General features: G+C 63.9%; 12 protein-coding genes and 1 pseudogene. 3 read left to right on the plus strand and 10 right to left on the minus strand.

Features of this window, described 5'->3' with window-relative positions:
* Positions 1 to 99: 99 nt before the first annotated feature.
* Positions 100 to 810 (minus strand): annotated as a pseudogene (locus ACCQ07_RS06390) (SPFH domain-containing protein); the annotation flags it as partial.
* A 283-nt stretch (positions 811 to 1,093) separates the two neighbouring features.
* Here ACCQ07_RS06390 and purT point away from each other — a divergent pair.
* Positions 1,094 to 2,296, plus strand: a complete 1,203-nt coding sequence (gene purT / locus ACCQ07_RS06395) for a formate-dependent phosphoribosylglycinamide formyltransferase (protein WP_071117299.1) — start codon at positions 1,094 to 1,096, stop codon at positions 2,294 to 2,296.
* A 130-nt stretch (positions 2,297 to 2,426) separates the two neighbouring features.
* Here purT and ACCQ07_RS06400 read toward each other — a convergent pair whose 3' ends face one another.
* From ACCQ07_RS06400 to ACCQ07_RS06415, 4 genes are all read right to left on the minus strand, one after another.
* The gene (locus ACCQ07_RS06400; protein ID WP_011346739.1) at positions 2,427 to 3,479 is read right to left on the minus strand and encodes an XVIPCD domain-containing protein; all 1,053 of its coding nucleotides are present in this window, start codon (positions 3,477 to 3,479) and stop codon (positions 2,427 to 2,429) included.
* A 28-nt stretch (positions 3,480 to 3,507) separates the two neighbouring features.
* Positions 3,508 to 4,122 carry a hypothetical protein gene (locus tag ACCQ07_RS06405; protein ID WP_011346740.1) on the minus strand — a complete coding sequence of 205 codons (615 nt, stop codon included), beginning with the start codon at positions 4,120 to 4,122 and terminating at the stop codon, positions 3,508 to 3,510.
* A 255-nt stretch (positions 4,123 to 4,377) separates the two neighbouring features.
* On the minus strand, positions 4,378 to 5,709 hold the full coding sequence (locus ACCQ07_RS06410) for an endonuclease/exonuclease/phosphatase family protein (protein ID WP_372358184.1): 1,332 nt from the start codon (positions 5,707 to 5,709) through the stop codon (positions 4,378 to 4,380).
* Positions 5,663 to 6,418 (minus strand): arginyltransferase, encoded by a 756-nt coding sequence (locus ACCQ07_RS06415; protein ID WP_080721371.1) that lies wholly within the window; start codon positions 6,416 to 6,418, stop codon positions 5,663 to 5,665. Before ACCQ07_RS06415 ends, ACCQ07_RS06410 begins: the two co-directional genes overlap by 47 nt.
* A 199-nt stretch (positions 6,419 to 6,617) precedes the next feature.
* On the opposite strand from ACCQ07_RS06415, the gene ACCQ07_RS06420 reads away from it, so the two are divergent.
* Positions 6,618 to 7,208, plus strand: coding sequence for an EF-hand domain-containing protein (locus ACCQ07_RS06420; RefSeq protein WP_277574924.1), 591 nt, complete (start codon positions 6,618 to 6,620; stop codon positions 7,206 to 7,208).
* Between the two features lie 167 nt (positions 7,209 to 7,375).
* On the opposite strand, the gene ACCQ07_RS06425 is transcribed toward ACCQ07_RS06420, so the two are convergent.
* The 5 genes from ACCQ07_RS06425 to ACCQ07_RS06445 form a co-directional block, all read right to left on the minus strand.
* Positions 7,376 to 7,861 (minus strand): hypothetical protein, encoded by a 486-nt coding sequence (locus ACCQ07_RS06425; RefSeq protein ID WP_008574722.1) that lies wholly within the window; start codon positions 7,859 to 7,861, stop codon positions 7,376 to 7,378.
* A 259-nt stretch (positions 7,862 to 8,120) separates the two neighbouring features.
* Entirely contained in the window at positions 8,121 to 9,314 is a 1,194-nt protein-coding gene (locus ACCQ07_RS06430; RefSeq protein ID WP_277574925.1) for an RNA polymerase sigma factor, read from the minus strand.
* A 109-nt stretch (positions 9,315 to 9,423) separates the two neighbouring features.
* A complete protein-coding gene (locus ACCQ07_RS06435; RefSeq protein ID WP_014089633.1) occupies positions 9,424 to 9,936 on the minus strand; it encodes a putative signal transducing protein in 513 nt (170 codons plus the stop codon).
* 233 nt (positions 9,937 to 10,169) lie between these two features.
* Positions 10,170 to 11,075, minus strand: coding sequence for an acyl-CoA thioesterase II (gene tesB / locus ACCQ07_RS06440; protein ID WP_372363915.1), 906 nt, complete (start codon positions 11,073 to 11,075; stop codon positions 10,170 to 10,172).
* Between the two features lie 69 nt (positions 11,076 to 11,144).
* Entirely contained in the window at positions 11,145 to 11,915 is a 771-nt protein-coding gene (locus ACCQ07_RS06445; RefSeq protein ID WP_008574729.1) for an enoyl-CoA hydratase/isomerase family protein, read from the minus strand.
* A 65-nt stretch (positions 11,916 to 11,980) separates the two neighbouring features.
* Between ACCQ07_RS06445 and ACCQ07_RS06450 the strand changes: the two genes are divergently transcribed.
* Positions 11,981 to 12,409: a copper chaperone PCu(A)C gene (locus ACCQ07_RS06450; protein WP_014089634.1), complete on the plus strand. Its 429-nt coding sequence runs from the start codon at positions 11,981 to 11,983 to the stop codon at positions 12,407 to 12,409.
* Positions 12,410 to 12,471 lie beyond the last annotated feature (62 nt).

Genomic DNA, 12,471 nt, shown 5'->3' on the forward strand with positions numbered 1-12,471 from the left:
AGGGCGCGCCCACAAGCGCAGTGTACGAGTGGCGCATGCCGATGCCGAACCGCGGCTGCGCCCGGGCGGCAGTGAGCGCAGGTGTTTTATCGGCAGCCCTCAATACAGCGAGCCGGCGTTGACCACCGGTTGGGTCCCGCGATCGGAACACAACACGGTAAGCAGGTTGCTGACCATATGCGCCTTGCGCTCTTCGTCCAGCTGCACCACGCCATTCTTGTGCAGCTCCGACAGCGCCATTTCGACCATCCCCACTGCGCCGGCGACGATGCGCGAGCGTGCGGCAATCACCGCATTGGCCTGCTGGCGCTGCAGCATGGCCTGGGCGATTTCCGGCGCGTAGGCCAGGTGGCTGATGCGCGCCTCGATCACGTCCACGCCGGCCTGGGTCAGGCGCTCGTCCAGATGCCGCTTGAGTTGCTCGCTGATTTCGGCCGGATGGCTGCGCAGCGAGATCTGGCCGTCTTCGTGCTGGTCGTACGGATAGCTGGTCGCCATCGCACGCAGCGCCGCTTCGGACTGGATATGCACGAAGCTTTCGTAGTCGTCGACGTTGTAGACCGCTTCGGAGGCATCGAGCACCTGCCATACGATCACCGCAGCGATTTCGATCGGACTGCCATCCAGCTCGTTGACCTTGAGTCGCCCGCTTTCGAAATTGCGTACGCGCTGGCTGACGCGACGCTTGGCGTAGAACGGCACATTCCAGCGCAGGCCGGCGTCCTTGACGGTGCCGACGTACTTGCCGAACAGGCTCAGTACCGCGGCCTGGTTGGGCTCCAGCGTGTACAGCCCGGCCAGCATGAAAATGCACGCCGCCGCGACCAGTACCGCGGCGATGAATGCGCCCAGCGTGACGCTGTTGTCGGCCATCATCGTCAATACAACCCAAGACGTACCGACAAGGCCGGCGCCTGCGACGAGAACGACGGGAATGCCGGGTAACGAACCGATCGGCTTCTCTTTCATGAGCGCGAGTCCTTGTGGAATGGTAAAAAGATATCAATGTGATATCAGTTAAACAATAGCCGTTCGTCGGCGTGGCAGTGGGCAACCGTTAGAATGGCGGCCCCTCTCGCTTTGGACCGCGCTCATGACCACTTTCGGCACGCCGTTATCGCCTTCCGCCACCCGCGTGTTGTTGCTGGGCTCGGGCGAACTGGGCAAGGAAGTGGCGATCGAGCTGCAGCGTTTCGGTGTGGAAGTGATCGCAGCCGACCGCTATGCCAATGCACCGGCGATGCAAGTGGCGCACCGCTCGCATGTGCTGGACATGCTCGACCCCGCAGCATTGCGCGCGCTGATCGCCAGCGAGCAGCCGCATCTGATCGTGCCGGAGATCGAAGCGATCCATACCGAAACCCTGGTGGCGCTGGAACGCGAGCAAGGCCAGAAGGTCATCCCGACGGCGCGTGCCGCGCGCCTGACCATGGACCGCGAAGGCATTCGCCGCCTGGCAGCCGAAACGCTGGGCCTGCCGACCTCGCCGTATCGCTTTGTCGATACCGTCGAGGAATATCGCGATGCAATCGCCGCGGTGGGGGTGCCATGCGTGGTCAAGCCGGTGATGTCGTCCTCGGGCAAGGGCCAGAGCACCCTGCGTAGCGAGGCCGATATCGATGCGGCGTGGGCGTATGCGCAGACCGGTGGGCGTGCCGGTGCCGGTCGCTGCATCGTCGAAGGCTTCATCGATTTCGATTACGAAATTACCTTGCTTACCGTGCGGCATGCCGGTGGCACCTCGTACTGCGACCCCATCGGGCACTGGCAGCAGGACGGCGACTACCGCGAAAGCTGGCAGCCGCAACCGATGTCGGCCGCTGCGTTGCGCCGCTCGCAGGAAATCGCCAAGGCCATCACCGACGAGCTCGGCGGCTGGGGCCTGTTTGGCGTGGAGTTGTTCGTCAAGGGCGACGAAGTGTGGTTCAGCGAAGTCTCGCCGCGCCCGCACGACACCGGTCTGGTCACGCTGGTGTCGCAGGACCTGAGCGAATTCGCGCTGCATGCCCGCGCCATTCTCGGCCTGCCGGTGGGCGCGCAGGACGGCGGCGTGATCCGTCAGGCCGGCCCCTCGGCATCGTGCGCGTTGCTGGCGCACGGCAATGGCGTGCCGGTGTTCGACAACGTGGCCGAGGCGCTGCGCGACCCGGACACCGCACTGCGCCTGTTCGGCAAACCCCGGGTGGACGGCCATCGCCGCGTCGGCGTCACCCTGGCGCGCGCGGACAGCATCGATGCGGCGCGTGAGAAGGCGCGCGTCGCCGCTGCCGCGTTGACGATCCAGCTGCAGGCCTGAGTTTCCTGCCGACTCGCATTGGTGCAGTGACAAGGTTGCTGCACCGTAGACTATGGTTGCTGGCTCTGACAAGTCAGTTAGTAGCCAACAGGTCGGGCGCAGGAGTGCACATCTGGCGACTCTCGTGCGGTCAGCTCATGGTCCGAGCTGCTGGTGCCTGCGTCTGCTCTTGTTGCAAGTTCCGATGCTGCTCTGCCTGCCCGCGTTCGGCTGCAGCCTTTGTCCATTCCTGACTGCTCTGCTCCAGCGGTGTATTGAGTGCGGCGACCGTATCGACATGGGCACGCAGCTGGTCGTGCGATCCGGCCGAGTAAGGATTGTTCTGCACTGCAAATGCGCGCGAGGCATCGTCGCTCAGCCTGACTTCGTCGATGCGGTCCATTCCCATCTTGCAGGACTGCACCGCCAGGCAGCCCGCAAGATTGGCGCTGCGCGCGTCCGTTTGTCGTCCGTGCTCGCGATCCAGTATCTGTATGTGATCCTTTGCCTGTGCAAACAGTTGGTAGCCGGGATGCGTGGGATCCTTTAACGATGGCGCGTGCCGCTCCTCGCTGAGAATGTGCTGCTGCAAAGACCTTTGCGATGGAAGCGGGTTACGGATTTCCCTGTTCAATGGACTGTCAGGAAATGGTGCCTCAATGCTCTCTACACCGTGGATATTGCGTAGCGGGCGGTAAGCATCTTTTCCAGGCCCTTCTAGCGGCAGAGGGATGCGAACGTCCGGAAGCAGTTGCCCGGCTCCTGGAATAAGTAAGCCATTTACATCAATGCTCTTGTTTCGATGGAGTCCGGCATGATTGAGGGCCGCCCAGGTGAAATCGACGCAATTGTTGCGTACGTCCCTGTATTGCGTGTCAAAACCAAATTTTTCTGGTTCTTCCCCAAATTTATGGAGTTTTTCATATTGTTCTTTGCTTATTTCGATGGTTCTTGAGTATGCTGGCCTGTGATATTCGCTTGCATCTGTGTCATAGATTTTTCCTGGGCCGTTCATTTGCCCATGAGTGATCGGGGCAAAGCCATAGCTGGCTGGCCTGCTTTTGCCATCGTCGAGTACGAAAAACATGTGCCCTGGGCCAGAGGTGGCTGGTTCACCATCCACCAATTGTTGCTTTCCCTTTGTATAAAGGGGCGTCCCGGGCGCGGCAATGACGACCGTTACTGTGTAATGCTGCCTGTCCATTAGATGCCCCATTCAAATTCATTTTTGATTATTTGGAGGAAGTCCATTCCCGTTGAACGGAAATTTGCGCAGACGGGTCTTTGAGTGCTGGATTTCCTGATTGAGATGAGACATCGACGCGGTATCGGCCGTAGCTGTCTATTGGCAAATAGCAAACGGTCCAGTTGCTCGTATCTGAGGTGTGTGCGGCGACGTCAATGTATTTTTTTTCCTCGTTTCCGAACCGCCATTCAAAAAATTTACGTCTAGCTGGTTCTTTCTTGATGTACGCTTGAAACGCGTCTTCAGTGGGTAGTTTTTGGCATTGATCCCCGATCCATTTGCAGGCCTCGACATGGACCGCATATCGTGGCGGAGATTTCCCGTTATTTAAGAAAGTGACTGGATCGAGCTCGCCTTTGCGGTTCAAAGTCAATCCAACGATGTAGGATTGAGTGAGATTTACATTCTTCGGCGTTGCTTCGAATTCGAAGCGCACATGGGCATCGGTGGCATCCACCGGAAATGGCCGAATGAGGAGAAGGTCTTCTTTTTCAGAAGACGGTGGCTTGCTTGCGCTGCACGCGCTCGCAAGAAGCGCGAGCGCCAATGGCAGAAAAAAAGTACGCAGGAAACCGCGCGCGTCGTGGAAATGCAGTCTCATTCAACTTGCTCACGATACCTGTCTGCGAGGGAGTGTAAGCCTGTCGATCGGATCGGGACCACCAGATTCAATGGGGGCGCCCTCGGAGCCTTGTCGATCACTGCCTCAGTTGCCTCCGAAAGTCGTCTGCTCTTCCGGCATGGCGTTAGGACTCGGGGCGCTGAATCTTCCCTTTCTAGCGTATGGCCTTACTGTTATAAGCAGCCGTCGACACCAGGCCCAGAGCGTGACATCTCGGAGCCTCGGTACGATTGCTTAGTTGCTAGCCACATCCACCCACACCGCATGGTGGTCGCTGCCATCGGCAATCGCCGCTTCTGGTGCGCTGCTGGCCGGCCAGAAAATGCCGCTGCCGATCAGGGTGAACTGGCGCGACGGCAGCACGTAGTCCAGGCGCATGGTGCCGGCCTGCGGGCCGAAGTCGCCGGTGACCTGGTGCGGGTCGCCGCTGTGGGCGATGCCCAGTGCGGCGTATTCGGCGGTTTTTTCCGGGCCGCCATCGCTGCGCGGGGTGGGGTAGTGAAGGACGCGCGGGTGGTCGATCAAGGCGCGGATCGCCGCATGCCGGCCGGCACCATCGACCGGGTCGTTGTTCAGATCGCCCAGGATGACGAAGCGCGCATCGCTATCCAGACCACCGCAGCCGCCCTTGTCGTCGCAGAGCCAGCGTTGGCTTTCGGGTGCGTTGTCCAGATACGCGCGCCACAGCTGCAGTTCGTCGTGGTTGCGCGCGGCGTTGCGTTTCTCGGCACCGTCGAACACCGGCGGGGTGGGGTGCGACACCAGCGCATGCACGACGCCCAGCGGCGTGCGCACCGGCACATCCCAATGCGATTTGGACGAAAGCCGCAGCTGTGCCCAGATGGCATCGCTGTAGTACGACGTCTTGCTGGCCGGATCGATCGGCCGCAGTGCGCCGGGTAGCGCGCTCCACTTCAGCAGCTGGAAGCTTCGCACCGCCTGCGCATCGATCGGGTAGCGCGACAACACCAGCATGCCGTACTGGCCAGGATGCAGCCCGTAGCCCCACGCGTCGTTGCCACGCGCGCGGCCTTCGCCGCCGGTGCTGCCGTTGTTGTCCAGATCCAGGCCGCTCGGCACGCCGGTATTGACCGGTGCCAGATAGCGGTACGGATAACGCAACGCCTCGCCGCCGCCCGGCTGGGCGACCTGCAGGTAGCGTTGCTGGAACAGATCGGCAGCGCGATGTTCCGGGTCGAAGTCGAATTCGTTGAGCAGCACCAGATCCGGGCGCACGCGCTGCAGGACCGCAGCGATCTTGCGCGCATGTGCGCTATCGCCCTGCAGCTCGCGAATCAGGCCGCCGGCCTCGTCCGAATACAGCGAGGTGTTGTAGGTGGCGATGCGCAGCTGTGCCGCGGCCGGCCGGGCGGCGAGGGTGTCGGTCTGCATCTTGGGCGAGGGCGCGGGGTGGGCGCAGGCCGCGCACAAGGCGGTCAGCGTCAGCAGCAGGAAAGGTTTGATCATTGCGAGATTCTCGCATGCGGGATGCGACACGCCGATGTCGCAATCCGGCGGTTCAGTCGACCGATGCGTGAGCGGGCAAGCCGCGCCAGTGGCGACCATCGTAGGCTTCCAGTGCACTGAAGCGGCGCTTGTAGTTCATCTTCGCGTGGCCATCGATCCAGTACCCCAGATACAGGTGCGCGCGTCGCTCGCGTTGCGCCCACTGGATCTGCTGCAGGATCGCGAACGTGCCCAGGCTGCGTGCTGCCGCCTCCGGCGCGTAGAACGTGTAGACCGCCGACAACGCATGCTCGGTGACATCGGTCACTGCAACTGCCAGCAGCCGGCCGGGCAGGTGGGCGATGGCCGGTTCGCGGATCTCCAGAAAGCGCCCGTGCGACCAGCCGCCGATCAGGAACTGGTCAAACTCGGTGGCGCCATGTTCATCCATGCCGCCGCCGGGATGCCGGTGCTTGAGGTAGTGGCGATAGAGCGCCAGTTGTTCGTCGGTGCGCTCGGCGGCCACCACGCGGACCATCAGATCCTGGTTGCGCGCCAGGCAACGGCGTTGGCTGCGGTCAGGGTGGAACGCATCCACCGCGATGCGTACCGGCACACAGGCACGGCACCGTTCGCAGTGCGGCCGGTAGACCAGATCGCCGGAGCGACGGAAGCCCCATGCCAGCGCTTGCGGATAGATCGCCCCCAGGCGCGGATCGTGCGGATCCAGCACCAGATCGCGCGCCTGCCGGTCGGACCAATAGCCACAGGCATGCTCGCCGGTCTGGAACAGGCGCAGGTCGTCGTGGGTGTCGGCATGGATGGCCATGGCCGAAGGATAGCGCCTGAGCGTCGCATCAGCGGCGACTGTCCGCCGGATGAATACGTCCGGCCTGGGCGTCAACGCGCGCATCGATGGCGCGTTGATGGGGGTGTTGGTGGCAGCGCACGGATGATCCGCACGCACCACTCACGCGATGCGGCCCATGCAGGTGCCGCGTGTGGTTCCTATCTTTCAGGAGTGTCTCATGACGTCACGCAAACCCTTTCTCGCCCTGGCCGTGCTGGCCGCGCTGTCCGCTGGCACCGCATTCGCCGCCACTGTGCCGGCTCCCGGCGATGCGCCGCGGCCTGCCAAGCTCGACAAGAACGGCGATGGCGTGATCGACCGCAGCGAAGCGGCTGCCGATCCGACGCTGGCCGCGCAGTTCGATACGTTGGACACCAACAAGGACGGCAAGCTGTCGCGCGACGAGCGCCCGCACCATCGTGGCCCGGGGCGCGGCGGACGTGGCGAATGGATGGCCAAGCTCGATACCAACAAGGACGGCCGTATCAGCCGCGAAGAAGCCAAGGCCGACCCCAAGTTCGCTGCGCGCTTCGACCAGATGGATCTCAACAAGGACGGCTTCGTCGACCGTGCCGACCGTGAGTTGCGCATGCAGCAGCATCGCGATGCGTGGTTCGCCAAGGCCGACACCGACAAGGACGGCAAGTTGAGCAAGGCCGAGTTCGATGCCGCGTCCAAGTGGCGTGGCGGGCACGGACCGGGTGGGATAGGCAGGCACGGCGACGATGGCAAGCCGGCACCGGCGAGCGCACCTGCGGCCAACCGCTGAGGCATCGCCGAGTGCGGCGCTCGCTGCGTATCGGCGAGTGCCGCTTGGGTGAGCGGTGAGTTCACCCCGCGATTTGCAGTACGTAACAAGGCGCCGATCGACCGCGCCCTTCCGCCTGGCGGGAGGGCGCTTGCGTTTGGGGCAGACGCTGAGCGCGGCTACAACGCTCAGTCGTGCTTCCAGGACGTGGGAACCGGATTGGAGACGGTGTTCTTCTCCAGCGTGTAGGTGCCGTTCTGCTGCGCGATCGCTTCGCCGGTGTCGACGATGGCGTTCTGGATAAAGACATTCTGCTTGTCGCCGCGCACGAAGGTCAGCTGATGGAACGCGGTCTTGTTGCCCCAGTCTTCCGAGGGCAGGGAAATGAACCGGATGGTGTAGCTCTGGTCGTCGAATGTTCCCTGCAGGACATAAACGCCGTAATGGTTTTCGCCCTGGGAAATGATCTTGTACATGCCGTTGCTGAAATAATAGATTTCCGCATCGGGGAAGGGCTTCTTGTCGTAGAGCTTGCGGTAGTGAAGCACCTGCTTGAAGGTGGGTGCTCCGAAACTCACCGATAGCGTCTTGCCATCGGGGGACTTGGTGAGTCCGTCCGCATGCGCGCTCATGCTGACCATCATCAGCAGACTGGTGAACAGGCTTGCCTTCACTTCATGACTCCGTGGTCTGGTTGAATCCTGCCTGCTTATAGCAGCGCGGGCGCTGCCCGATGACGGCGACAGTCGGATACGAACCCATCACTTCGGATCATGCGACGTTGCTTGCTACGGGCTCACCGCCGCACGCGCATCGCACTGAACCGGTTCTCATCGCCCATGCCACCAGGCTGCCATACGCAGGGTTGCTCCGTCTGCGCTCACTTGGCCCGCACCGGCGTGTCATCGTCTCCTGCGGTGATATCCGGTCGGCTCAGAGCATTCCCAACTGCATGTAGTGCCGCACGACGGGCACAATGACAGCCGCAGTGCTCACCAGCATCGCGCCTGGACTGAACATGCAGCGGTATAACAGCGGTGCCCGGGTGACGCCGCGTCTGCGCGCATCGCGCTTGAGCATGGGGCGCATGACACGTGGCAGGACGCGCAGGGATTGATAGTTGAGCACCGCCATGCCTGCGCACAGCGCCAGAACCGATGCCCATGCGCCCGCCTGCAGGTGTTTCAGCACCAGCGTGCTGCCGCACGCCAGCACCGAGGTCAGCGTGGTGACGTGCACGAACCGACGGATCGCCGCTGCCTCGCTGGCGCTCTGTGCGAAGCACAGCAGGTACCAGTACGACCAGTAGGTGCCGATCCCGGCAACCAGCACTGCGCACGCAGCGAACAGGGCCGGCATGCCGAGCCAGAGGCTGAGTGCGCCCGCGGCGCCGCTCCCACCAAGCGCCGAGCCGCTCAACCCGCTCGCGCCTAGTTTGCCCGCGCCTCCGATGCCCGTCAGCACAACGGCCGCGCTAGCCTTGCCCGGCGCGCCCAACAGGCTGGCCGAGCTTACTGCGCTGGCGAACGCCACGCCGGGGGCGCTGCCGCGCGCGAATTCGCCGAACCGGCGCAGCAGCTCGCTGCGTACGCTGGCACGTGCGCGCGACAGGCGCTTGCGCACCGCTGCATCGCTGAGTCCAAGCAGCGAGGCAACCTGTTGCGAGCGCTGGCCTTCGCGGTAATACAACAGCAGCGTTTCGCGACTTTCTTCCGGCAGTGCAGAAATGATGTCGAGCGCCGCGATCTCTTCTTCCACCTGCAGCAACTGGTCGGCGGGCGAGGGCGCCGGGTCGGCTGCCATCGCGATGGCAAGCTCCGCCGCCCCACCACCGAGCGCACGATGGCGGTTGGCGCGCAGCCAGTCGCGCGCCAGGTTGCGGCTGATCTGACGAAGCCAGGGCAGGAAGCTGGCCGGCTGATGCAGTTGCCCCAGCCGCTGCCAGGCACGCAGGAAGGCCTCCTGGGCAATGTCTTCGCTGGCCGCGAGGTCGCGGGTGATCGCCAGCGCGATCGCAGTCACCGTGTTCTGGCAGGCAAGCACGATGCGTCCGTAAGCCTGCTGGCAGCCAGCCGCGGCGCTGGGCAGGTCGCGTTGCAACATCAGATTCAGCGTGTCGGCGTTCATCGGCGCAATCCATGTCCTGGTGCCAGCATGACGCAGGCCGGCAACGGATGTGACCGCGCCGACGAGCATGCTTGTCGTACCAGCGGATGGCCGCGCTGGCCAGCTGCGTTCAGCGGGTCGGCTGGATCCGTACGCGCACTTCGTCGTCTTCTGCTGCCGGTGGTGCGCCATCTGGCGTCGGCGTCCGTTGCGATGCCGGCTGGGCTGCTGGTGCCAGTTGCGTCGGCGCGCTGCGATGGCGCATCACCACCACCATCGCCACGGCGCCGATCACCAGCAGCAACACCAGGCGGATACGCCAGGCCCAGCTGCGCGCACTGGAGCTGGAGCCGTTTTCGCCTTCGCGGAAGGTGTATTCCACATTCGGCAGGTCGCGACGGGTGGTGTCCAGCAGGCGGGCGTCGCGCAACAGCTCGCGTGCGCGCGGTTGGTCGTTGGCATGCACGATCCAGACGGTGGGCTGCGCCTGGGCGTTGCTCTGCTCCAGGTAGCTGAACTGGCCGCCGCGCTTGCTCTGATAAGAGCGACCGTTGCTGATGCGGATCTCGATTCCCGCATCGCGCAACAGATTGGCCACGCCTTCGGCGGTTTCGATACGTTGACTGCTGAAGATCTTGCGCATGGTGGAAAACGCCGTTGGGTCCGGAACAGATGGCACCGTTGAGGCGCCAGTTCAAGATGAAACATCAAGGTGCGGGTGGTGTGGTCAGGTGATCGCATGCGCATGCCCATGGCAGGCAAGCATGCCAGCTTGCGGCGTCTGCAGTGCGCGGGGCGCGTTGCTCGGCTGCCTTCGACCCGGCCAAGGGTGCGTGCTGGCATCAAGCAGCGTGCCTTACCGTCGCGGCGTGAGGTCTACTCCTTGGCCGGCACGGCAATCGCGCTGCCGTCAGGCACCACCCGGATCAGGCCTTCCTGTGTGGTGCTTGCCACCAGCACGCCGTCGCGGGTGAAAAACTGCCCGCGGGCCAGGCCGCGTGACCCTTGCGCGGTGGGGCTGTCGAGCGAGTACAGCAGCCAGTCGTCGGTACGGAATGGGCGATGGAACCACAGGGCATGATCGAGCGAGGCCATCTGCACTTTCGGCGTGTAATAGCTGATGCCGTGCGGAAATGTCGAGGTACCGAGCAACTGAAAATCCGACGCGTACGCAAGCAGCGCTTGATGCAGGCCCACATCGTCGCCGATGGGATCGTTCAGGCGCAGCCACATCTGCTGGAACGGCGGACGCTTGGGCGGCTTGAGTTCGTCGCGCGGAAAGACATGGCGAAATTCGAACGGGCCGCCGCGCGACAGCCAACGCTGCACCTTGGCCGGTAGCTTGGCCAACACTTCCGGTGCCAGCGGTGAGGCCGGTTCGATGTCTTCCGGTGGCGGCACCACCGGCATCGCCGACTGATGCTCGGCGCCATCTTCGCGCTCCTGGAACGAAGCCGCGCAGAAAAAGATCACCTTGCCATGCTGGATCGCGGTAACCCGGCGCACCGAGAAACTGCCGCCATCGCGGGTGCGGTCGACGTCGTAGACGATGGGGTGGTCGATATTGCCGGCACGCAGGAAATACGCATGCAGCGAATGCGCCTGGCGGCCGTTTTCGACCGTGGCCTGCGCTGCCGATAACGCCTGGCCCAGCACCTGCCCGCCGAACACGTATTTGGTGCCGATGTCGCGGCTCTGGCCACGGAACAGGTTGTCTTCCAGACGCTCCAGCGACAGCAGGCTGATCAGTTCGGAGACGACGGGTTCGGCGGTGGCGGACAAGGGGCTGGCCTGGGCATGCGACGGAACGCGAGTATACCGGCCCGCCCAATGGGCGCCGCGAGGCAGGGCTCAGGCCTTTTGCAGGCGCGCCACCAGGCCATGCAGCGCGGCCTGCGCATCCGGCGCGTACCAGCCATCGATGAAACGCTCCAGCTGGATCAACTCCGGCGCCAATGCCGCGCGCAGGTCGGCACGCGCAATCGCGCGTGTGGTCAACATCGGTTGGCGGGGGAGCTGCTGCAGCTCCTGCAGCCACGCCACCGCACGCGCGGTGACCAGCTCGCCATCGACCAGTTCGTCCACCAGCCCGATCGCCACCGCCTGTTCGGCCGGCAGCAGTTGCCCGGAGATCAGCAGGCGTTCGGCGCGGTGCGCGCCCACCACGCGGCGCAACAGGCGTTGGATCCCCTCTGGCGCAGCAAGGCCAACCTGCACCTCGTTGAGGCCGATCGTATAGGGTCTTGCGGTATCGGCACTGCGTGCCATCACCCGGTAGTCGCAGCACAGCGCCAGCACGCAGCCGCCGGCCGGCGCATGCCCGCCGATGGCCGCCACCACCGGCACGCGGCTGTTGGCCAGCGCCTGCGCCGCATCGAAGAACGCGGTCCAACTGGCCAGTAGCGCGGCGCGGTCGGTACCGTGCGCCAGCAGATGCGGCACATCCATGCCGCCGGAAAAAATCCGCTCGCTGCCCGACAGCACGATGCCATCGACTTCCTCGCCCGCCTGCTGGACCGCGACGCTCAACGCCTGGCACAACGCGCTGTCCAGCGCATTGACCGGCGGACGCGCCAGACGGATTTCGCGAAGACGGCCATGGTCTAAGATCTGGATGCTCATTCGGGGCTCCTGGAGGTCAGGTCATGATAGACGGCAGTCGAAGCAGGCGGGTTAGGTGTGCCGGCGTGGTGCTCGCGGCGTTGGCGCTGGTGGCAAGTGCGGGCGTGTCGGCGCAATGCCTGCCCGAATTCAAGAATGGCTGGATCCGCATCCCGCCGCCCGGTGGCATGGGCATGGCGGCCGGGTTCGGGCAATTTCATAACGGCTGTGCGCAGCCGCTGAAGATCACCGCTGCCAACAGCAGCGTGTTTGCCGATGTCTCCTTGCACGAAACCACCCAGGTCAATGGCGTCAGCCGCATGCGCGCGGTGCCCGAACTGGCATTGCCGGCCGGCAAATCGGTGCCGTTGGCGCCGGGCGGCCTGCACCTGATGTTGATGGACGCCACTGCGCCGCTGCAGGAGGGCGCGCAGGTGCCGGTGAGCTTCACCCTGCAGGACGGCCGCCAAATCAAGGCCACCTTGGAAGCACGCAAGCGCGCGCCCGGGTCTTGAGTGTTTGATGGCTGTTGCGCGCCTGCGCCGGCATTGAAATGAAAGCGGCGGCTCCACACGGA

Origin of the sequence: Xanthomonas sp. NCPPB 3583 (assembly GCF_041475715.2) — a bacterium.
GTDB lineage: Bacteria > Pseudomonadota > Gammaproteobacteria > Xanthomonadales > Xanthomonadaceae > Xanthomonas > Xanthomonas euvesicatoria.